Below are 20,880 nucleotides of genomic sequence, written 5' to 3'. Positions count from 1 at the left end.
TTACAATAAGCCCGAGCGCCAAAAGTGGAACGCCGGTAGGAATGGGGAGCCATACCGTTGCAAAGCCAAGCAAGAGGAGCAAAGCGGCCAGTGACCACCACAGAAATTTCATCGCAAAGCCAAGCTACTAACCAGGGAGGTCTGTCATAGCGCAGGCTCCAAGAAGAATTTATGAAATCAAACGCTCAAATTCTCTTAGCTGAGCAAGCAAGCCAATATCAGGTATAGGCGTCGAGCAGTTGTCCACATCCTGATCGGATAAGGTGATAAACCTCCTCAAAGCCCTCGGGACCGCCGAAGAACGGGTCGGGTACATCCCGGGGCGGCGTGTTCAGCAACAGGCGAACATCGGCGGACTTGGCGGGGTTCAGCTCTGTCAGCGTCGACAGGTTCTGCGCGTCCATGGCTACAATGACATCGAATGTCTCGAAATCAGCGTCGGCCACCTTACGGGCACGCTGAGCGGAAATATCGATACCGTGACGGGCTGCAATCTCAATCGAGCGCGTGTCCGGTGGATTGCCGACATGCCACGGGCCGGTTCCGGCCGAATCTATTCTGAATTCATCGGAAAGGCCTGCATTTTCAACGAGGTGCTTGAAAATACCTTCCGCAAGCGGTGATCGGCAGATATTGCCAAGGCAAACGAACAAGACAGAACGTGACACTTTGGTCTCCTGAGTGCGCAACAAGCGCAACGTGCTGCCTTAGTGAAACAATTGCAATGGCGCGAAGCGGAAATCACCGTCGTCTTCGCGAGGTGTTGCCTCTGGACCGTGAAGTGCCATGTGTTCCATTAAACGTACGTCGTCAAAGGAGGATGGGATGGCCGAGCGACTGAAACCCGAAGATCGTGCAGCTGGGCTCGCCACGTTGCCGGAGTGGCAGCTGTGTGAAGGGCGTGAAGCGATCTTCAAGTCTTTCAAATTCAAGGATTTCTGCGAGGCGTTCGGGTTCATGACCCAGGTCGCGCTCGTCGCCGAGAAAATGAACCATCATCCCGAGTGGTCGAATGTCTATCGGACGGTCGACATCACCTTGGCGACGCACGACGTTGGCGGATTGAGTGAGCTCGACCTGGATCTGGCTCGTGAAATTGAAAACATAGCGTCTGCTTAACCAGGGCTATCCGGTCTGGATACCTTTTGATAGCAGGAAGCGGTGTCCGAACTCGGTCCGTTCACGTTCGACCAGCGTATGGCCGTTCTCCTGGCAGAAGTGCGGGATATCGATTTCTGCCATCGGGTCGGTCGTCAAGACAGTCAACTGATCGCCGTCGCTTAGCCGCGTCAGCGCCTTGCGGGTTTTGAGAACCGGGAGCGGGCATTTGAGCCCCTTCAGATCGAGCATTGTTTCAGACACAGGTTTTATTCCATTGATTTTTGGCCGATTTTTCCATCTCCGCCAAGCCTTCCCGCCAAAATGAGTCTCAGATCTTCAAGCGGCATTAATGGTTCCGGGCTAGAATGGGCGCTGACATTGCAAGGCCCATTTGATGGTTCCTTGCAACAATTCGCAGAGACGTCAAATGCTTTGTTTTGATCCGGACAAGAGAACAAAACCTTTGCAGATCCTCGCCGTTGCGCTCGCGGTGTTGCTTGGCAGTGTTGTTGCGGCATTGAGCGAATCCAGGGAAATCAGGATTGTCACTCAGAATTTTGCGCCTCTCCAATGGGAAAACAATGGTGCACCCGACGGATATGTCGCGCGCTACATTTCGGCGGTTTTCGAACGCGTGAACGAAGATTTCCCGGTCGAAATCGCTTCTTTCGAATTCCTCCCCTGGAAACGGGCTATCCTGACGGCAAAGTCCGCGCCGAACGTAATGCTGTTTTCCATGTCGCGGACGCCCCAGCGTGAAGACCAGTTTCTTTGGCTTGGCGAGGTGTCGCCTTATGGACAGTATCTGTTTCAATTGAATTCGAAGCCCCGCTTCGTGGCCGATACGGTGGAAGACCTTCTGGATCTCGACGTAAAGATCGGCGTACAGGACGGTGGTAACATGTACGCCTATCTGAAAAGCCTTGGGTTTGGCTCCTCCGGTCAGCTCGTGCCCATCACCGACTATCGGCAGGGGATCGAAATGCTCTATCTTGGTCGGGTCGATCTGTTGCCGCTCACGGGGTTTCTCGCCGAAGCTGCCGCCTGCAAGCAAGGTTATGATGGCAGCCTTCTCCAGCCGGTTGTCTATATCGAAGATCTTGCCAAGCCACTCTGGGCAGTGTTCAGCAAGGGCACCGACCCGGATCTCGCCGATGCCTTTCGCCGCGAGATGGTTGCTCTTAAAGACAGCGGATATCTGGAAGAGTTGACCCAAATGCATCGGGAAAACTGGCAGATTCAGGCCTGCGGCCAATAAAGCCTGTTGCATCCGGTGTTAACGGGTGCTTTCGAATGGCCGGACATTCACTGACCTGCATGAACTGGATACCCTGATGACTGAGACGGCTATCACGCCTTTGGATGTGCTCGATTTCTGGTGGCAGGCCGGGTCTGCCAAGTGGTTTGCGGGCGGTGAAAAGTTTGATGGCCATTGCCGCGAGCAATTTGCCGCAAGCTTGGCTGCGGCAAATGCCGGTGAGCTGGATCACTGGCAGGAAACGGCGGACGGCACGCTCGCTTTGCTTCTCTTGCTCGATCAGATGTCGCGAAACATCCACCGTGGTTCGCCCGAAGCCTTCAGCGGCGACGCCAAGGCGGTTGCCATCGCGGAAAGGGCAATCGACCGGGGCTTTGACCGGGCTTTTCCAAAGGAAGCCAGAGGATTTTTCTATCTCCCCTTTGAACACTCCGAGGATATGGAGCACCAGGAAAGAGCAGTCGACCTGTGCCGCAGGCTCGGAGACAAGGAGCTTTACCACTATGCGCTGGTGCATATGGATGTGATCCGCCGATTTGGACGGTTTCCTCACCGCAACAAGGTTTTGGGGCGCGTGACGACACCTGAGGAAGAAGCCTATTTGAAGGATGGCGGCTTCTCAGCCTGACCTGGCGAGTTCGGCCCCTACAGGTTTGAGGTTCTGTCAACATCCGGCAGGTTCCATCGGGACCTGCCTTTTTTCAGTGCTTTTGCTCATTATTGGCCCTGCACAGATTTTCACCTACGACATAAATTTTGACTATTTTTTAAACAAAAAAGCCGCCTAATTTTTCATCACTTCGTGGCGGTTAACCTGATGATGAATCGCAAAGTAGATTTAATAAGCTGAAAAACAATAGCTTTTTCGTTTGCTTCTCCAGTTGGCACGGTCCTTGATTAAGAAAGGCCGACGTTGGGCCGGCTTACCAGACAATGGTGCATCTCAAGACCTGAAGACCCTTCCAGAGGGGGAACTCAACAGGCGCGTGTCCGGTACCGACGACCGAGCCTCTTCGATGGGAAGGGGCAGAAAAAGGGGAATGGTACGAGCAATGAAAATAGTGATGGCCATCATCAAGCCGTTCAAGCTCGACGAAGTGCGCGATGCCCTGACGGGTATCGGCATACAGGGTCTGACGGTGACCGAAGTGAAAGGCTATGGCCGCCAGAAGGGGCACACCGAAATCTACCGCGGCACGGAATACGCGGTGAGCTTCCTGCCGAAGCTGAAAATCGAAGTCGCCGTCGATACTGCCGACGTCGAAAAGGTCATTGACGTTATCTCCGGCGCCGCGAAAACCGGCCAGATCGGAGATGGAAAAATATTCGTTCACTCGATCGATCAGGCTGTGCGCATCCGCACTGGCGAAACAGACGCCGAAGCTCTGTGATTTAGGTAAGGAAACGTATCATGAAAAAACTTGTCGCTAAGAGTGCGGCGACGCTTGCCGTGTTGAGCCTTTCGGTTCTTCCGGTTTTCGCTCAAGACACTGCGGCTGAAGCTCCGGCTGTATCTCCGGAAGTCGCCTATATCTTCAACACGCTTCTGTTCCTGATCGGTGGCTTCCTCGTTATGTGGATGGCTGCTGGCTTTGCGATGCTTGAGGCCGGTCTGGTCCGTTCCAAGAACGTGTCCATGCAGTGTCTGAAGAACATCTCGCTGTATTCAATTGCAGGCCTGATGTTCTGGATCACCGGCTACAACCTGATGTACACGGGTGTTGACGGCGGCTTCATGGGTTCCTTTGGCCCTTATTCCTTTGACGACGTTGGCGGCAATGCGCTCGACACGGGCTATTCGACAGCTTCCGACTGGTTCTTCCAGATGGTGTTCTGTGCGACCACCGCATCCATCGTCTCCGGAACACTTGCTGAACGCATCAAGCTGTGGCCGTTCCTGATCTTCACGGTCGTTCTGACAGGCTTCATCTACCCGATCGCGGGTTCCTGGCAGTGGGGCGCCGGCTGGCTGTCCGAAATGGGCTTCTCCGACTTCGCCGGCTCCACGCTCGTTCACTCCGTTGGTGGCTGGGCCGCACTTGCAGGCGCCATCATCCTCGGTGCACGTAAGGGCAAGTATGGCGCAGACGGTACGGTTCATCCGTTCCCGGGTTCCTCCATGCCGCTCGCAACACTCGGCACGTTCATCCTGTGGCTGGGCTGGTTCGGCTTCAACGGCGCGTCTCAGCTTGCGATGGGCACGATCGGTGACGTATCCGACATCTCGCGCATCTTCGCGAACACCAACATGGCCGCTGCTGCCGGTGTAGTTGTCGCAGTGCTGCTTACCCAGGCTCTCTACAAGAAGGTCGACGTAACCATGGCGCTGAATGGTGCTCTGGCAGGTCTCGTGTCCATCACGGCTGAGCCGCTGGCACCGAGCGTCTGGCAGGCTGTGTTCATCGGTGGTGTTGGCGGTGCGATCGTCGTGTTCACTGTTCCGCTTCTCGACAAGCTGAAAATCGACGATGTCGTTGGCGCAATCCCGGTTCACCTCATTGCAGGTATCTGGGGCACCTTCATCGTGCCGCTCTCCAATGGCGACGCATCCTGGGTCACGCAGATCATCGGTATCGTTGCTTACGGCGTGTTCACACTGGTGGCATCCGCAGTTGTCTGGTTCATCCTGAAAGCTGCCATGGGCATCCGGGTTTCCGACGAGGAAGAGGCGCTTGGTCTCGACAAGGTCGAAATCGGTGTGGAAGCCTATCCGGAATTCGGAACCGGTTCTCAGCGTCTCTGATTGGACAGAGGCGTCAGAAAAATCTCCCAGGCGGTCTATTGGCTCGGACCGCAAACTGGAAACCCGGGGGCAACCCCGGGTTTTTTTTGTCTGCATCTGGATGAGAAGATGAGTCAGACGCTCGCTGGTTTCAGTCTTTCGGCAACGTCCTGAACCGCTTCGGAAGCACGCTTTGCAAGCTCAATGTTCTTGGCTGAACCCTTGATGGCGTTCTCCGTGTCCTGCCGGATCTTGTGCAAGTTCGTTGAAACTTCGTCCAGCGCCGTCGTCTTGTCATTCATCTGTCGGGATGTCGCTTCGTTGCGGGTGGTCAGGTCCCGCAAATACGCTTCGACTGTCGAGATCTGTTCGAGGCTGCCGGCACTCTGCGTATCGGAGAGTTCAAGCCTCTCCCTGGCTGTCTTGACGAGTTGCCGGGTCTCGGCGAGCGATTGCGTCATTTCCGACAAGATTGTTGCGATCGACTCGACCGCCTTTTCCGTAGATCCGGCGAGCGCCTTGACCTCTCCGGCAACGACGGCAAAACCCTTGCCCGCATCTCCGGCTCGTGCCGCCTCGATCGTTGCGTTGAGCGCGAGCAGATTGGTCTGTGCCGAAATGGACGAAATTTCCTGGGCAAGATTTTCGATGTCGTTGAACTTGGTCGTCAGGTCCGAAGTCGCTGTGTTCAATTTGCCGATCAGCTCCGCAGCACCGAGACAGGTTTCGGAAATCGTCTGGATGCCCTCGCGTGCCTCTGTGATCTTCGTTCCGGCACTTGCAAGATCCTGCGTGCAGCTCTCGGCCCGTGCGCCAACGGAACGCAGTTCTCCCTGAATCTGATCGGCGGTCGAGATGAGCTCGCCAAGGAATTCGGCTCGCTCCCTGCTGGCCGAGTTTACCGCCTTTGCGTTCTGGCCGATCTGCGAGACTACCTTCCATGCGTCCTTGAGCCGGTCGATTTCGGCATCGGTGGCCGGGTGCGCCGCGACAGCGAGATTGTTTCCCTCAATGCGGGATCTTTCATCGCCGGGGTTTGGTTGCTGATCGTGCAACCTGTCTTTCTGGGTGATGTCCTTGTGCCGCAATGTGAGATACGCGCTCACGAGAGAGACGATAAACGGCACGGCAGTCGACAAAAGCGCCTGCCAGATAACCAGCTCCGCCGGACCAAAAACGGCATCAACCTGATTGATGATCGTCAAGATTGAGCCCACGACGACTGCCGTAATCAAGGCACGTTTCAACATAGGACCAGTTCCTTCGTCACTGCTTCAACAGGATCGTTCAACAGGGTTAATAGTGTGAAAATCGGCGCTCCGGCGTCAAATTTTGATGATCGAACGCAAACCGAAGGACAGTGCCCTCATTTGGTCGGGGCATCGTTCGCAGCAGTGCGGTGAATGGCAGGCAGGAAGGTCATCAGGGTAAGGTCGATTGCACACTTGTGCCGCTTCAGGCCGGCGCTTCGCTGCTCAAGAGCTCAGCCATGTTACTGTGGCTTTCGACGACCTTGTGTGCGCCTGCTTCCAGCAATTGTTCGGTGTGGCCACCGTGGCTGTGCCCGCCGCCGACAAAACCCCAAACCGTCATGCCAGCGGCAAGGCCCGCTTTCACGCCATTTGAGCTGTCTTCGACCACAAGCGTTGCTGCGGGATCCACCCCGAGTTTTTCAGCGGCAAGAAGGAACAGGTCCGGCGCCGGTTTGCCATTGGAAACCTGTTCGCCGGAATAAATGTGCGGCTCGAAATAGTCATAAAGACCGGTGTGCTGAAGTTTGTGGATGAGCCGGTGCAGACGTGACGACGATGCAACGGCCCTCGGGCCTTCATGCGCTTCGAGCAGTTGTTTGATGCCTGCTATTTCCGACAGCTCCCGATCAATCCGCTCCATCGTCGCAGCATCGAGCTCTGGCCCAAATGTCTCCGGCAAGGGGCCTTTGCCGATCGCGCGGTGATCTTTGTCGAGCGCAGCCCAGAAATCAGTGCTGCCAAGGCCCTGGAACTTGTTCATATATTCATCCAGGCCGTAGTGAAGGCCAATGCGCGCGAGGTGTTCGCGTTCCACCTCGACATAAATGATTTCCGAATCAACCAGAACGCCGTCGCAATCGAACAGGATCGCTTCAAATGCCATGCGATATTCGCCTTCTTACGGTCAGTTTCGTTAATGTGAACCGTCAAACAGCCCTTTGATGACCTGCCTTTGAAACAAGATGACAAGGATTGACGGCGGAAGAACAGCCAGGATTGCCAGCATCAAACCCGGCAGGCTCGCCCGTCCGAAAAACTGCATGTCCCTGACGACGGTATAGGCGGATTCTTCTGACGTGACGATGACGGGCCAAAGATACTGGTTCCATCCGTTCACAAACAGAACGAGAAACAGGGCTGCAGCTGTTGGCAGGGACAGAGGTAACAGGATGTCCATGAAAAACTTCCAGGCGCCTGCGCCATCCAGCTTGGCCGACTCAAGCATTGTGTCCGGCACGGTCATGAGAAATTGCCGGAAAAACAGTGTTCCCAATCCGGACGCGACAAGCGGGAGCACAAGCGCCGTGCGGGTGTTCACCAGCCCAAGGTTAGCAACAACTTCATAAGTCGGCAGGAAGCGCGATTCCAATGGCAGCATCAGCGTGAGCAGCAGCACCGCGAATATCACGCTTGCTCCCCGGACACGGAAATAGATCAGGGCATAGGCTGCCAGCAGGGAGACAGCAGTTTTCAATGCCGCAAAGGCCATGCCGAGCGCAAAGGAATTCCAGATCATGGCGACAACGGTGATGTCTCCGGAAAACCCTCCACTTGAAGTCAGAAACGAGCCGTAATTTTCCAGCAGCGCCCCACCTGGATCGAGGCGAAGCATTATCGGAGTGCCGGGAACATGGGTCGTTGCCGCGAACAGGGCATAAACCGGCAGGCACATGAGCAAAGCGCCCGCGATGAGCAGAATGTGGTCCAGAACCTGAGCAGCTCGACGTTTCTCAATCGCGTTCAACGACAATTCCTGCTTGTTTTCATACTTCGCGCGTTTCCTGCAAATCTCTCAAACGACAACAATACCAGAGTGCTTGGCCTTGTGTTCAGGCTCAACATGAATGGTGATATGCGCTCCGGGGACGTCTTCCTTGATGGCGATTTCTATGCGGTCGCAGATATCATGAGCAGCATCCACCGACATGTCGCCCGGAACGACAAGGTGGAAGTCGATAAATGTCGACTTTCCGGCAATCCTTGTTCTCAGATCATGCGCCTCAATCGCACCTTCGCCCTGCTCGGAAATCTGATCGCGTATTTTTTCAAGAACGTCGGCGGATGCCGCTTCGTCCATCAGTCCGCCAATGGACTCCTTGACCAGCTGCCAACCCGACCAAAGGACCGTAAGTCCGACAAGTAGCGCCAAGGCCGGATCGAGCAGGGTCCATCCTGTCACGAGAGCCAGAACGACGCCGGCAAGTACGCCAACCGAGCTTAGAACATCTGTCATCAAGTGTTTGCCGTCGGCAACAAGGGCGGGTGATCTTGCTGTTTTGCCGTACCGCATCAGGTAGCGGGCCCAGGCGCCATTGATCATCGCAGCGGCAACGTTCATCGCGATGCCCTCGCTTGAAAACTGAGGATGGTCGCCAGAGGTGAACCCGATCCATGCCGCCCTGAAAATCGAAATTGCGGCAAGCACGATCATGACCCCGACCAGAACGGCTGCGAAGTACTCTGCCTTGTCATGTCCGTAAGGATGGTTGCTGTCCGCAGGCTTTGATGCAAACCAGATCGCGGCAAGTGCCGCGAGCGACGAAGCGATGTTAACGGTGGTTTCAAGTGCATCCGACAACAAAGCGACTGAGTCGGTCAGAAGGTAAGCGCCCGTTTTCAGGGCAAGTACCACAAAGCCAACAAAGATGCTGATTACGGCAACGCGGATCCTGACCTTAAGGTCCATGCCATACCCCTGTCGCGAAGATCAAGCCGCGGCAAGGGGTATCAGTTTTTGCGAAGGTTACAAGGCTGAAACGGCGATAATCCTGCACTTTCTGAGGGTTCGCCGCCGCCGATAAGCCCTTCAGCCTCAGGCGCCGTCCTGCCAGTCCATGACCGCTGCGCCAATGATCTTGCCAGGCCCATCCCGGTCCTCGACCTGGATCAGGATTGCACAGCGGGCATCGCCTTTCAGCATCAGCTTCGATTTCGGCATGCGGAAAGTCGCAGACCCGCCCTCCCAGACGCCCATCGGCTCAAGATTGCGGACAATGTTGACGTATTTGATTTTCCGGCCTGCATTTTCTCCGCGACCGATATCGACGGTCGCCTCGTCTTCGATCCTGAGGAAGTAGACGGTCGCCATTTTCGCGCCCTTGGGCAATGTGCCATCGACCTTGGCCTGGACAACCATGTCCGAAATCGTCAGGTCGACATCCGCGGTAAAGGGATCCGCCCGGTTCAGGGCAGCCCGGACATCTCGCTCCCTGCTGCCAACGACATGTTCCTCGCCATTGATCACCATCTGAGGCGTGTAGACAGACCTGTCACCGCGGCGCGTTGCGTAGGACCGCTGGCGCTGGGAATGCACCGGGCTCGCAAAGGTGTCCTTCCAGCCGAGGTAATCCCAATAGTCAACGGGCATGAGAACAGTCAGAACATCCTTGTCCTCTTCAACAAGGCGCTCGGCAAGCTGATCAGCCGGCGGGCAGGACGAACAGCCCTGGCTTGTAAAGAGTTCCACGACCTTTTGCGGCTGCGCCGCAGCAAACTGCGTCGCGGCAATCGCTCCGGCTATTCCTGCGATAACAACAATTCCTGTCCGGAAAACCTTACTCGCTTTCCGATATGAGAGACCCACCATTTGGCTCGTTTCCTGTTTTGCTCGAGCGTAAAATATGCAACTTGGCATTCAATCGCGAGTCACGAGCCGGTGACATGCGGATCAGGAGGGGGAATTCGCGGGAAAGTGACTACCGCTGGAGCTGCCGTTACTGGCCTGACGCAATGATCTTTTGCAGTTCCGGCAGGAAGACCTGCTCATAGCTTGCCGGGCCAAGCGGTCCGATGAACTTGTAGCGGATCATGCCTTCCTTATCGACGACAAAGGTCTCCGGGACACCGTAGACGCCCCAGTCAATCGCGGTACGACCTGCAGCGTCAGCGCCTATTCGATCGTATGGATTGCCGAGGCTGCCGAGGAAACGGCGCGCGTTTTCCGGCTTGTCCTTGTAGTTGATACCGATGAGCTGAATGCCTTCAACCGTTGCAAGCCGTTCCAGAAGAGGGTGCTCGTCCCGGCAGGGTCCGCACCAGGACGCGAATACGTTCACGACCGAAATCTTGCCAAGGAGATCGTCCCGGGAAAACCCCGGCACTGCGGTTCCATCCTTGGCAAGTCCGTCAACAGCGCTCAAGCTAATGTCGGGTGCCGGTTTGTTGATCAGAGCGGATGGTATTGCCTGGGGGTCGTTTCCGAGCAGGAGCTGGAACATGAACAGGCCAGCCAGGGCCATGAACACGATCAGGGGCAGCAAAACGAGTATCGGAAAGCCGCGTTTTTGATTAGGCCCACCGGTTTCGGGATCGGTGCTGAGGTCAGGTTCTGACGTGCTCATTTGCCTTACCCGCGCTCATGTTGCGGACGCGCCCGCGAAATGCCCTGATCGGCGAGCTCCTTCAAGGCCCGCTCCTGGTTTGCCTTGTCAATTTTCACCCATGCCACGAGTGCAAGCACGGTCAAAAGGCAAAGACCGTAAGACGCCAGAATGAAGCCTGCATGTGGTCCAAGATCCATGGTGCTACTCCGCTGGCTGTGCTGTTGCTGCAGCCGTTCCGGGCTGTGATGCGCTCGCTGCCCGCATCCTCAAGGCACGCACCCGGCGCCTGAGCACTTCATTGCGCATGGCCATGAGATGCAGCACGAGGAACAACAGGGTGAAGGCAATCGCCATGACCAACAGCGGCCAGAGCTGGTCCGGGTGAATTGTCGGTCCGTCAAGGCGAACCACGCTAGCCGGCTGGTGAAGTGTGTTCCACCAGTCGACGGAAAACTTGATGATCGGAAGGTTGAGTGCGCCAACGAGTGTCAGGACCGCAGCAGCCTTGCCGGCCTTGATCGGATCATCCATGGTGCGCCACAGCGTCATCAGACCGAGATACATGATCAAGAGCACAAGGACGGATGTCAGTCGCGCGTCCCAGACCCAATAGGTGCCCCACATGGGCTTGCCCCAAAGCGAGCCCGTAACCAGCGCCATGAAAGTGAATGCAGCGCCGATCGGTGCCGCGCTTTTTGCCGAGACATCTGCCAGTGGGTGCTTCCAGACAAGAGTGCCGATCGAAGACAGCGACATGACCGTGTAACACATCATGCAAAGCCAGGCGGCCGGCACGTGGATATACATGATGCGGATGGTCTGGCCCTGCTGATAATCTTCAGGGGCCTGGAAGCTCATATAGAGCCCAACGGCAAAGGTAAGCCCGCACAATGCAACCAGCCAGGGCAGAACGACCTGCACGAGCCTTAGAAACCGCGTCGGATTTGCATAGTCCCAAAATGCCATAGCGTCTTACTTACTTTACTCTCACGTGACCTTCAATGCATTGCGTTGCCGCAGACTGCATTGCGATCGATCAAGACCGGGTGAGCGGATTGCGCAGACCTGCCGGATCTTGTTGCCGGAAGCGGTGTTGAATTCGCCCTGATCACGGGAGGCCGGAAGTGCGAATGATGCACCTGGCGCAGGTGTTCAGGTCCGGTCCGGTAACGTCAGCTCAAGCCGGATTGCGACACCCAGGCCCTCGAATTGATACCCCGGAAGAATCTCAAGCTCAGCCTGCTGGTTTTCACCCCTTTCGGTCAGAGTAAAGCTTGCCGCCTGAATTGGATACTCGCCTCTTTGCTCGGGGCGCAATTCCCAGGGTCTTGGGTGTACGGACCGGTCAAGCCAATCCTGAACATGTTGTTGAAAGGCTTTCCCGATGGGTTCCGGCCAGTCCGCCGCCATGCGCATAACGTGATGTGCATAGCGGCTCACACAAAGTACATATGGCAACCGGCTCAGCACGACTTGGCGTGCTTCTTCATCCGGATCGGCAATCTTGCCCACGTCCGGTGTGTTCAGTGACTGCGCTCCGAAAAACACAGGCTTTGCACGGCCTTTTCGCGGAAGCAGCGAAATCAGGCCTTCTCGGGCCCATTTTGTCTCAAGTCGCTCGTCGATCAGCAGCTCCAGCTGCGGCATCACGTTGGAAGGGTCATCGGCAGTCGGCATCGCCAGCTCCGGCAAACCCGCAACTTCACCACCGCCATCGGGGCCACGGATCCTGACGGCCCAGCCATAGGTTTTCGCCGATCGTCCAATATTTGCCGCCATCGCAAAGGCCGCATTGACCCACAAAAATCCGGGAGGTTCTTCGAAGGACGGATCGTTTTCTAAAGCAAATGCTCCCGCCGACGGCGGCTCGTTGTGATAAGGAAGCCGTCCGAGGACCCGGGGCAGGCACAATCCGATATAGCGGCTGTCTTTGTTCTGCCGCAGAGCAGACCAATCGGGATGACTGAACAAAGGCCCCGTGTTTTGAAGGGTCGTTTTTTGCGCATCAGCAGATCCGTATGAGAGGTAGAGTGCAGGCGACACCCCTGCAAGCAGCGGCGTTTGCGCCTTCGCGCAAATCTGGGCCAGCGCATTCAACAGCCTGATGTCTGCCTTGGTGTTCTCGACAGCCTCGTCCAGCACCAGGAGACCGAGGGGTTCGTCGTTAGACGTATGGTACACATCGTAATACAGAGCTTGGGAAACCGGGTTTCCGGGTTGGAGTTTAGAGGACCCGTCCCTGAGGATGGATTGCAGCTCGCTTCGGTTGATGTTCATTGCCCGAAGCCGCAATAAATCGTCCCACTCAACGCTGGACGCCAGATAAAAAAGCCCGCGCCAGGCGCTCTCCAGGTTCCGAAATGAGGGATGATGGAGAATTTCGAAGAGCTGCGCCGAAAGAGTCATATCCAGATGAGAGATCATGGCATCGAGTGTTTCGGCACCGCTGCCTTTGAGCAGGTCCGGCCGCTCCAACGCCAGCTTCACTATGTGGGGTTTGGCAGCCTCAAGTGCCCGGTCGATATCTTCTGGCGAGGCCAAACCACCTAAGTTGTCCGGCTTGTGATCCGTGTTGTATTCAGGTGGAGCGGAAGTTGCAGTCGCCTTACCGGGCGGCTCTTCGACGTGTGTACCGGGTTCACGGGACGAATTCAGACCAAGAAATCGGCGCAAAATGGAAAACACGTCGGGATGCCTTCAAACACTTGCATGTTCCGTTGTTTGGTGCCGGAACCGCGCAACAATCGACCGGATACTAGCACAAGTGGAGCCAGGATTATCCGAAGTGTGATTGTTCTGAGCTCGGCTCGCGCGTGTCAGTCCGCTGCAAATCGCAGCGCGGCAGCAGACGCGATGGGTCCAACAACGGTAGCGATCAGTGTCAGCGCGCACAGGATGAGGAACGGTGTCAGAAACGGCACCGGATCGTGTATGGCTGCGTCGGCCGCGCTCACACCGAAAATCAGAACCGGGATCGCCAATGGGACCACAAGGACCGCAAGCAGCAAACCTCCACGGCGCAGTGAGACAGTCAGCGATGCTCCGATTGCGCCGATCAACGTGAGGGCGGGGGTGCCGGCAAGCAGCGTCAATGTGACGGCGCCCATCGAAACCGGGTCCAGGTTCAAAAAGATCGCGAGCAGCGGTGCGGCGACAACGAGCGGCAAACCCGTTGCGATCCAGTGCGCCAGACACTTTATAAGGACCACCAGTTCCAGCGGTCGTCCTGCCATCATCATCAGGTCCAGCGTGCCGTCCTCCCGATCCGCCTGAAACAGCCGGTCGAGTCCAAGCAGCGTTGCCAGCAGTGCCCCGATCCAAAGGATTGCCGGACCGATCCGTGCCAGGAGGTTGAGATCCGGGCCGACGCCGAAGGGAATGACGGTGACGACAGCAAGGAAAAACAGAACCCCTACCAGGGCGCTGCCACCGATGCGAACGGACAGACGCAGATCGCGCCGAAACAGTGCCATTGCCCAACCGGTCACAACAATGCCTCCTCGCGAACCTGTTCGACAGGCTCCACGGCTTTGAGGTGCAGTGTTTTGACGCTGTCGAGCACGAGTTCTGTGTGGGTGGCGGTAATGATCAGACCGCCTGCGGCCAGATGCGCATTCATCAGACCAAGAAGCTGACCTTCAGATGCCTTGTCGAGCGCCGATGTCGGTTCGTCCATCAACCAGACGGGGCGCGGCGTAACCAGGAGCCGGGCAAGCGATAGCCGGCGTTTTTGCCCGGCCGACAGATAAGCGGCGGGCAATTGCGCGGTATGTGCGATACCGAGTGTCTGCAATGCGTCCGCTGGTGCCTGCGGAGTACAGCTGAACCCCTTTGCATCGCATCTGGACGTGAAACTTTGCCAGAACCCGAGATTCTCCAGAACGGACAAAGCTCCCTTGACTGCATCCTGATGTCCGAAATAGTGGGCCTGTTCATGTGGCAGCTTGTCCGGATCACCGCCTTCGAGCTGCAGTGTTCCTTCTGCAAGCGGAACAAGTCCGGCAAGCGTGCGCAAAAGCGACGATTTGCCGATCCCGTTGGCGCCTGTCACGACCAGAGCTGTTCCCTGTTCCAGTGAAAAAGACAAATTCTGGAACACCCGCCGTCCGCCGCGGTCGATGGTCAGGTTTTCGGCGATGAGTTTCAGGGTGCTGCTCCGATGGAAACTGGATATCGGTCTTGTTAGTTCCCAGAGCAGATATCATGCAAGGAAATTCAACGGCTTTAATCTCGGTCAAACTTGCGACGGCTCGGACCGTCGTGCCGATCCGGGAATGTTAATCGACGGGAGGAACGCCGCCAATTGGCGACGCTCCGTCATCCGGATATCAGTCGAACACAGATGCAATCTGGTCGACGTTCACGCCTTCCTTGATCTCGCGAAGCCGCGCATAGATGAGCGCGATCAGGATACTGACGTAACCGGCTCCCAGCGTGGAGATGGCCGCAAAGAGTATGACAGCGATGATCAGGCCGACGGTGCCAAGCACGGTGATGAGGCCAACGATAAACAGCGCCACGAAGCTGATGATCATGGAGAGGATAATCGCGAGCACAAGCGCGCCGACGATCGGCCAACGATACTCCTTGGTGAGTGCCCTGCTGCGCGCCATCGCGCCAAATCCGGCGCGTTCGATCACGACGATTGGTGCAATGACCGCGAATACCGCGTAGACCCAGATGCCAGGTACGATGAAAAGCATCAGGCCGATGACAACCACAATGGTGACCGCGATCGTCATGATCGCCAGCGGCACGACGACGCTGATCGCCGGTCCAATATAGCGTCCGATCTGGATGGGACGCGCCAGCTTTGCGTCGTAGGCGAGCTGGACCAGCAGAGCTGTTGTGATGGAATAGACCACCATGTTGACGACGATTGACAGGATGCTGGCAATCACGCTGCCAGGACCATCAAATTCCTGCGGTTCGATGCCCAGGGCAACGTCAAAACCCGTCAGCAAACCGGAAATCACGAAACCGATCAGTGTCGGTACGAAACCGATGATGATGACTTTGATAAAGTGGCCGAATAGGATCGAAAAACTCTCGCCGATGATTGAGCCCACACCAAGAGTCGCCTTGGGTTGGCCAAGGGATGCGTCAGTCATGCAAATTCTCCATTCATTCAAAAGCAATATTCAAAAAGTAATGTCTAAGAACTGTTGGCACGCCTCGGCGGGCGTGATCGTTTCTTATGGCTGGGCACAATAAGTCCTATGGGAATTGCCTACAAGCGCCGGCGGGCATGCCGGCGCTGTATCAACCAATCAGTCGAACACACCCGCGATCTGATCGACGCTGACGCCTTCCTTGATCTCGCGCAGACGCGCGTAGATGAGTGCGACGAGGATACTGGCCAGGCCAGCTCCAAAAGTTGACATGATCGCGTTCAGGATAAGGTCCAGCGCAACGCTGCCGACAAGCACCGAAATAATGCCGATGGCGAAGCCGGTGATCATGTTGATACCGATCAGAATCAGCAGGAACAGAACCATTAAGCCAACGATCGGCCAACGGTATTCCTTGGTCAGGCGCGCGCTGCGGCCAAGGCCGCCGAAGCCGGCCCCCTCAATGACGATGGCTGGCGCCAGGACGCAAAACACAGCGTAAATCCAGAGGCCTGGAACGATGAGCAGGGAAAAACCGATCATGAACAAGATACCGGAGATGAAGCTGAGAACAACAAGCGGAACCACGGACGCAAATGCAGGTCCGAAATATCTACCAAGTCGTGGCTGGCGGTTGAGCTTGGCGTCATAGGCCAGCTGAACAAGCAGGGCCGTGGTGACGGCATAAACAACGATTTGGATCAGGATGGTGAGCACAATTGCAATCGCGAATCCCGGGCCGCTGATATCCGGAACCGCCGTTCCCGCAACCACGCCAAAGCCAAGCAGCGCACCTGAAAGGAGCAAGCCGATCAGAGCCGGCCCAAAGGCCAGTTGGAACACTTTGAAAAAGTTTCCGAAGAAAATTGAGAAACTCTCGCTCAGCAGCGTTGTGACGCCAAGCGGTTGCTTCGTGTGCATTGCCGATATGTCTGCCATAAATAAAATCCCCGGTATTCAGTCTGAAGGCGAAAAATGCGCCTGATGCCCGTCTCGTTATCCGGATGAGGAATTCAAACGGACAGGTGCGATGGTGGTAAACCCGAAATCAAAATGAACTCTTAAGTTGATCATGTCGTTTTTGCTCAATCGAACACGGCTGCAATCTCATCGACGCTTACTCCTTCCTTGATTTCGCGCAGGCGCGCATAGATAAGCGCGGTTAGGATACTGATGAGGCCGGTTCCGACCGCGGTCAGCGCTGCGTAAATGACGATCGAGACTGCCAGGATGCCACTTGTCAACGCAAGGTCGGCAACGACCAAAGCGATGATGATGATGACAAGCGCGCATATCCAGGTGATTACCAATGCCCCGACGATCGGCCAGCGATAGTCTTTGGTGAGTTTTTCGCTTCGTCCCAGTCCTTTGAAGCCGAGGCGTTCGATGACGACGGCTGGTTCCATGACGGAGAAAACGGCATAAACCCAAAGCCCGGGCAAGACAAAGGCGAGTGCGGCCAGACCCATGAGAAGGCCGACCGCTATGCCTAGAATTGCGATTGGGAAAATCGCTGCCATCGCCGGCCCGATGTATTTTCCGATCCTGACAGGTCGCCTGAGTTTTGCGTCATAGGCGAGCTGAACCATGAAAGCCGTAGTGATCGAATAGACGACCAGGTCAATCAGACTGATGAGAGCACTCGCGCCACCGGACGAGGCGCTTGTTTCCTCAAGACCCAGTACAGCCTCAAAACCGACGAGATACCCGCCCAGGAGGACGCCGAAGAGGCTCGGGATGAAGCCGATCACGACAACAGGGATGATGTGCCTGAAAAGGATTGAGAAACTATCGGCGATCAGGGTTCCGACCCCGAGAGGGATTTTCGGCTCGCTGTCCTGTGCGTCAGTCATAAAAAGGTTCCACGTTCATGCAATTGAACCGGGGAGCATTGGCATACCAGCCGGAAACCTATCTAAGCGTCTTCTTCGTTGTTAGCATAATGCTTGTTAGCGCGGCGGTCGCCAAACAATTGGCGCTGTTCCAGATGTTCGCGCTGCGCCTTGTAAAAAGCCTGAAGGAAGCGCAGCCGGTCTGCAGGTGGAACCGGGTTCGCGTAGCCGATTTTCTTGCGGATCTTTTCGACAATTGCTTCGATCGTCTTGTTTCTTTCTGTATCCCCGCCGGTGGGGCGCGTGCTTTGAGCCCTCAGCAGTCCCTCGAGCGTCTGTAACTCGAACGCACCGTAGTGATCGAGCTGATGAGACAAAAAGACGAACTCCTTTTTGTCCTGGGACATCGTGCGCGGTTCGCTTGCCAGGTCTTTCAGCAGCACGGGAACCGGCATGTGAATGACATGGGTGCCGGCCATCATGTCGCCCAGGCGTCTTCGGTAGCGATCGAATATGGGCACCAGCAGGCAGACCAAAATCCACGCGAAGGCGGCGAGCGAAGCAAATGGTGAAGATGCATCGAGCATAAGCACCAGCGTTCCCGGCAGAAAGACCTCCGCCTCCTTCATCATGTTTCGCAGAACAAGCGCGTGGGTCGTCAGCGGGCCACCGTCATGGGAGACGACCTTGATCTTCAGGATGCGCTTGCCGAGCGTCTGACCGTTCCAGATGAGTTCGGCGAGAATGTAATAGGGAACGCGGATCAGAAAGAACAACAGAGCGCCGATAGCGACAATCGTCTGCGGGCCAGTGATGTTCAGGGCCGAGAGCAGGATCATGATGGCGACCAGCGCGATTGTCGTGATCACGATATCGGTTATCTGCGCACCCAACCGGACACCGACACCGGCGATCTGCATGGTGAGCGGGACGCCCTCCGGCGGCATGAGCTGGTTCCGCGAGGGCCGATCCTGTTTCTGCTTTTTGCGAAGACGCAGTTTCATTTTTGTTCCCGTCCCGCGAACAAGAACCAGATCAGCCACAGGGCGCCAATGCCCCAGCCGATGATAAACCGCATGTACATATCCTGAACCAGCTGCCGGCCAAATCCTTCCAGAAAGGCCGCCACGAGCAGCATCAGCGCAGCGACAAGGGCGAGTTTCAAGGCATCCCGCCCGGCCCGTCGCAGCGATGCGACCCTCGAAAGATCCCCAGGAAACAAGAGAGCCGCGCCGAGTTGAATTCCACCAGCGCACGCAATGCAAATTGCCGAGAGTTCCGTGACACCATGGATCGAGAGCCAGCCGGCAATGTCGGGTCCAAGTCCGCGGTCGACATGCAGTGCGAAAAAAGCTCCGAGCATCAGTCCGTTGTAAAACGTCAGCAGGATCGCGGGTGCGCAGGCAAAGACACCGAGCCCGAACACGAATATTGCAATACGCGTATTATGGGAGAACAGATAGGTGGCGAAGGCCCCGAGACCCGATGAGTCCGGGTTCTCGTCATAGATCACCGATCGCAGTGCCTCGTATGTCGCGTCCGGACCACGCCCGCCGGCAAGTTCCGCGGGCATGAAGACGTAAAACCAGTCCGCGCTTTCAAAATAGAGCAGATAGCCGGACAGCGCGCCCAGTCCCATACACAAGAAACCGAGCAGAATGAAGAACCAAGACCGTCTCATGGCCCGGGGCGCGCTGTAGGCAAAGAACTTCTGAAACAGGCCGCCGAGCCGTTCCTGAGGTGCATAGACACAGAGGTAGGCGCGGGAGGTGAGCGCCTCGAGATAGCCGAGCAGGGCCTTGTCGAGCGAGATTTCCCGTGCAATCGAAAGCGATGTGGTCGCCTGCCGGTAAAGCGATGCCAGGTCCCGGGCTTCGGCGAAGTCCATGTGCTGCAGCCCGCGGCTTTCAGCAGCTAGGACCAGTTTTTCCAGGCGTTGCCAGTCGGCCTCCCTTTCCTTTCGAAAGCGCGCGGAACGCATGAGATCCTGATCTTTCATCAAATCATCTCCCGCGCCTTGATCTCAAGATAGGTTGAAATCAACCGGGCCGTAACGGCATTTGGCTTCGCATCGACGATGGTAACCCCCATGCGTGCAAGCCGCTCCAGAACCAGCCGTCTTTCATTGATGGACTGGTTTGCAGCCACAATCGTTGCCGCGCCTTCAAGATTGTCCGGCGCCGTTTCGATCAGCGTTTCCAGGTCCGGGTCGCGAATGGCAACAAATATCAAGAGGTGCCGTTTGGCGAGAATCCCGATGTTCTCGATGAGAAGTTCGGCGGACGTCGTGTCGATGAAGTCGGTGAAGACGATGATGAGGCTGCGTTTCGGAGTGCGTGCGTTCAGCTCCGTCAAGGCCAGGGTATGGTTGGTCTCGCGGCTGACATAGTTGAGTTCGGCCGTCCAGTTGCGCAGACGGGCAAAGGCGGTACGTCCCGGCGCAGGTGCTGAAAATGTCCGCGGTCGCACGTCGTAGGAATAGTAGCCGACAAGGTCGCCGCCGATGGCCGCGGCCCAGGCCGTCGCAAGGCCTGCGGTAACCGCGTGATCGATCTTGGGCAGGCCGCCGATTTCCTCACGCATCAGATACCCGTTGTCGAGCGCGATGATGACATGATGATTGCGTTCCGCGCGCAATTCCTTCGCGACAAGCGACCGTCGCCGGGCTGACCGTTTCCAGTCGATCGATTTGATGTCCATGCCCGGCACGAAGTCGCGAAGCTGATGAAACTCCGACCCTTCTCCCAAGGCCCGGTTTTCCTTGACCCCGTAGAGTGTCGACATGACGGTCGTGGTGATTTCACCGGATTGCACCTGGCGGATGTTGGGCACAACGCGCAGCTCGGCGCCCAGGTCAAGGCGAGGAACGAACTCGAGCAGCCTGAGGCGCGATTCCCAAAAGAGCCAAAGATGCTCCAGTCTCCAGACGCCGCGCCGCACGGCACGTACCGGGACGCTTGCGGAAAAGCCTCCGTTCTCGCCTTGGTAAAATGCGATGTCGTGCTTGCCGCTCAGTCCTTCAGGCCATTCGAGCTTTGCGTGAAGTTCGGCAGGCGCGCTTTCGAGGCCGAGGCGGAGCAGCACGGTCTCGCCCACGAAGATCTCCGGCGGCGCCTCAAAAGAAAGATACCTCGGACGCCGAAGGGAAGTCGCCATATCGAAGGCAATCAAAAGGCCAAGGAGGAGCCAAGGCAGGATCGCAAGGTCACGCAGGGCCGTGCTGGCAACGATCATGATCAAAGAAACCAGGAGCGTGCCGGAGGCGAAAACCAGCAGTCTTT

24 protein-coding genes are annotated in these 20,880 nt (G+C 56.6%); 5 read left to right on the top strand and 19 right to left on the bottom strand.

The window, feature by feature from the left end; translation table 11 throughout:
* Positions 1-218 precede the first annotated feature (218 nt).
* Entirely contained in the window at positions 219-668 is a 450-nt protein-coding gene (locus ABVF61_RS27145; protein WP_353996739.1) for a low molecular weight protein-tyrosine-phosphatase, read from the bottom strand.
* A 157-nt stretch (positions 669-825) separates the two neighbouring features.
* Between ABVF61_RS27145 and ABVF61_RS27140 the strand changes: the two genes are divergently transcribed.
* On the top strand, positions 826-1,119 hold the full coding sequence (locus ABVF61_RS27140) for a 4a-hydroxytetrahydrobiopterin dehydratase (RefSeq protein WP_353996738.1): 294 nt from the start codon (positions 826-828) through the stop codon (positions 1,117-1,119).
* Positions 1,120-1,125: 6 nt separating this feature from the next.
* Here ABVF61_RS27140 and ABVF61_RS27135 read toward each other — a convergent pair whose 3' ends face one another.
* On the bottom strand, positions 1,126-1,362 hold the full coding sequence (locus ABVF61_RS27135) for a sulfurtransferase TusA family protein (protein WP_353996737.1): 237 nt from the start codon (positions 1,360-1,362) through the stop codon (positions 1,126-1,128).
* Between the two features lie 166 nt (positions 1,363-1,528).
* Between ABVF61_RS27135 and ABVF61_RS27130 the strand changes: the two genes are divergently transcribed.
* From ABVF61_RS27130 to ABVF61_RS27115, 4 genes are all read left to right on the top strand, one after another.
* The gene (locus ABVF61_RS27130) at positions 1,529-2,359 is read left to right on the top strand and encodes a substrate-binding periplasmic protein (protein WP_353996736.1); all 831 of its coding nucleotides are present in this window, start codon (positions 1,529-1,531) and stop codon (positions 2,357-2,359) included.
* Between the two features lie 76 nt (positions 2,360-2,435).
* The gene (locus ABVF61_RS27125; RefSeq protein ID WP_353996735.1) at positions 2,436-2,987 is read left to right on the top strand and encodes a DUF924 family protein; all 552 of its coding nucleotides are present in this window, start codon (positions 2,436-2,438) and stop codon (positions 2,985-2,987) included.
* Positions 2,988-3,411: 424 nt separating this feature from the next.
* On the top strand, positions 3,412-3,750 hold the full coding sequence (locus ABVF61_RS27120) for a P-II family nitrogen regulator (RefSeq protein ID WP_299478375.1): 339 nt from the start codon (positions 3,412-3,414) through the stop codon (positions 3,748-3,750).
* 20 nt (positions 3,751-3,770) lie between these two features.
* Positions 3,771-5,102, top strand: coding sequence for an ammonium transporter AmtB (locus ABVF61_RS27115; RefSeq protein ID WP_353996734.1), 1,332 nt, complete (start codon positions 3,771-3,773; stop codon positions 5,100-5,102).
* A 113-nt stretch (positions 5,103-5,215) separates the two neighbouring features.
* Here ABVF61_RS27115 and ABVF61_RS27110 read toward each other — a convergent pair whose 3' ends face one another.
* The 17 genes from ABVF61_RS27110 to ABVF61_RS27030 all read right to left on the bottom strand — a co-directional run bounded on the left by ABVF61_RS27110 (position 5,216) and on the right by ABVF61_RS27030 (position 20,833).
* Positions 5,216-6,331: a methyl-accepting chemotaxis protein gene (locus ABVF61_RS27110; RefSeq protein ID WP_353996733.1), complete on the bottom strand. Its 1,116-nt coding sequence runs from the start codon at positions 6,329-6,331 to the stop codon at positions 5,216-5,218.
* A 205-nt stretch (positions 6,332-6,536) separates the two neighbouring features.
* A complete protein-coding gene (locus ABVF61_RS27105) occupies positions 6,537-7,217 on the bottom strand; it encodes an HAD family hydrolase (protein ID WP_353996732.1) in 681 nt (226 codons plus the stop codon).
* 30 nt (positions 7,218-7,247) lie between these two features.
* Positions 7,248-8,078, bottom strand: a complete 831-nt coding sequence (locus tag ABVF61_RS27100; RefSeq protein ID WP_353996731.1) for an ABC transporter permease subunit — start codon at positions 8,076-8,078, stop codon at positions 7,248-7,250.
* Between the two features lie 48 nt (positions 8,079-8,126).
* Positions 8,127-9,020 (bottom strand): cation diffusion facilitator family transporter, encoded by an 894-nt coding sequence (locus ABVF61_RS27095; RefSeq protein WP_353996730.1) that lies wholly within the window; start codon positions 9,018-9,020, stop codon positions 8,127-8,129.
* A 126-nt stretch (positions 9,021-9,146) separates the two neighbouring features.
* Positions 9,147-9,920, bottom strand: coding sequence for a DUF1223 domain-containing protein (locus ABVF61_RS27090; RefSeq protein ID WP_353996729.1), 774 nt, complete (start codon positions 9,918-9,920; stop codon positions 9,147-9,149).
* Between the two features lie 127 nt (positions 9,921-10,047).
* Entirely contained in the window at positions 10,048-10,674 is a 627-nt protein-coding gene (locus ABVF61_RS27085; RefSeq protein WP_353996728.1) for a DsbE family thiol:disulfide interchange protein, read from the bottom strand.
* A 5-nt stretch (positions 10,675-10,679) separates the two neighbouring features.
* Positions 10,680-10,853 (bottom strand): heme exporter protein CcmD, encoded by a 174-nt coding sequence (gene ccmD, locus ABVF61_RS27080; protein WP_353996727.1) that lies wholly within the window; start codon positions 10,851-10,853, stop codon positions 10,680-10,682.
* A 4-nt stretch (positions 10,854-10,857) separates the two neighbouring features.
* The gene (locus ABVF61_RS27075) at positions 10,858-11,622 is read right to left on the bottom strand and encodes a heme ABC transporter permease (protein ID WP_353996726.1); all 765 of its coding nucleotides are present in this window, start codon (positions 11,620-11,622) and stop codon (positions 10,858-10,860) included.
* Positions 11,623-11,808: 186 nt separating this feature from the next.
* Positions 11,809-13,341, bottom strand: coding sequence for a type VI secretion system contractile sheath large subunit (gene tssC / locus ABVF61_RS27070; RefSeq protein ID WP_353996725.1), 1,533 nt, complete (start codon positions 13,339-13,341; stop codon positions 11,809-11,811).
* 131 nt (positions 13,342-13,472) lie between these two features.
* Positions 13,473-14,129 (bottom strand): heme exporter protein CcmB, encoded by a 657-nt coding sequence (gene ccmB / locus ABVF61_RS27065; protein ID WP_353997327.1) that lies wholly within the window; start codon positions 14,127-14,129, stop codon positions 13,473-13,475.
* Between the two features lie 11 nt (positions 14,130-14,140).
* Entirely contained in the window at positions 14,141-14,803 is a 663-nt protein-coding gene (gene ccmA / locus ABVF61_RS27060; RefSeq protein WP_353997326.1) for a heme ABC exporter ATP-binding protein CcmA, read from the bottom strand.
* 181 nt (positions 14,804-14,984) lie between these two features.
* Positions 14,985-15,767, bottom strand: coding sequence for a YciC family protein (locus tag ABVF61_RS27055; protein ID WP_353996724.1), 783 nt, complete (start codon positions 15,765-15,767; stop codon positions 14,985-14,987).
* 159 nt (positions 15,768-15,926) lie between these two features.
* Positions 15,927-16,706 carry a hypothetical protein gene (locus ABVF61_RS27050; RefSeq protein ID WP_353996723.1) on the bottom strand — a complete coding sequence of 260 codons (780 nt, stop codon included), beginning with the start codon at positions 16,704-16,706 and terminating at the stop codon, positions 15,927-15,929.
* A 146-nt stretch (positions 16,707-16,852) separates the two neighbouring features.
* Entirely contained in the window at positions 16,853-17,620 is a 768-nt protein-coding gene (locus ABVF61_RS27045; protein ID WP_353996722.1) for a DUF7847 domain-containing protein, read from the bottom strand.
* Between the two features lie 62 nt (positions 17,621-17,682).
* Positions 17,683-18,603, bottom strand: coding sequence for an RDD family protein (locus tag ABVF61_RS27040; protein WP_353996721.1), 921 nt, complete (start codon positions 18,601-18,603; stop codon positions 17,683-17,685).
* Complete coding sequence (locus ABVF61_RS27035) at positions 18,600-19,598, bottom strand: stage II sporulation protein M (RefSeq protein ID WP_353996720.1); 999 nt, start codon at positions 19,596-19,598, stop codon at positions 18,600-18,602. Before ABVF61_RS27035 ends, ABVF61_RS27040 begins: the two co-directional genes overlap by 4 nt.
* Positions 19,598-20,833, bottom strand: coding sequence for a DUF58 domain-containing protein (locus ABVF61_RS27030; RefSeq protein ID WP_353996719.1), 1,236 nt, complete (start codon positions 20,831-20,833; stop codon positions 19,598-19,600). Before ABVF61_RS27030 ends, ABVF61_RS27035 begins: the two co-directional genes overlap by 1 nt.
* Positions 20,834-20,880: the final 47 nt, after the last annotated feature.

Origin of the sequence: Roseibium sp. HPY-6 (assembly GCF_040530035.1) — a bacterium.
Classification (GTDB): Bacteria; Pseudomonadota; Alphaproteobacteria; order Rhizobiales; family Stappiaceae; genus Roseibium.
This window is presented reverse-complemented; position numbering and strand designations above follow the sequence as displayed.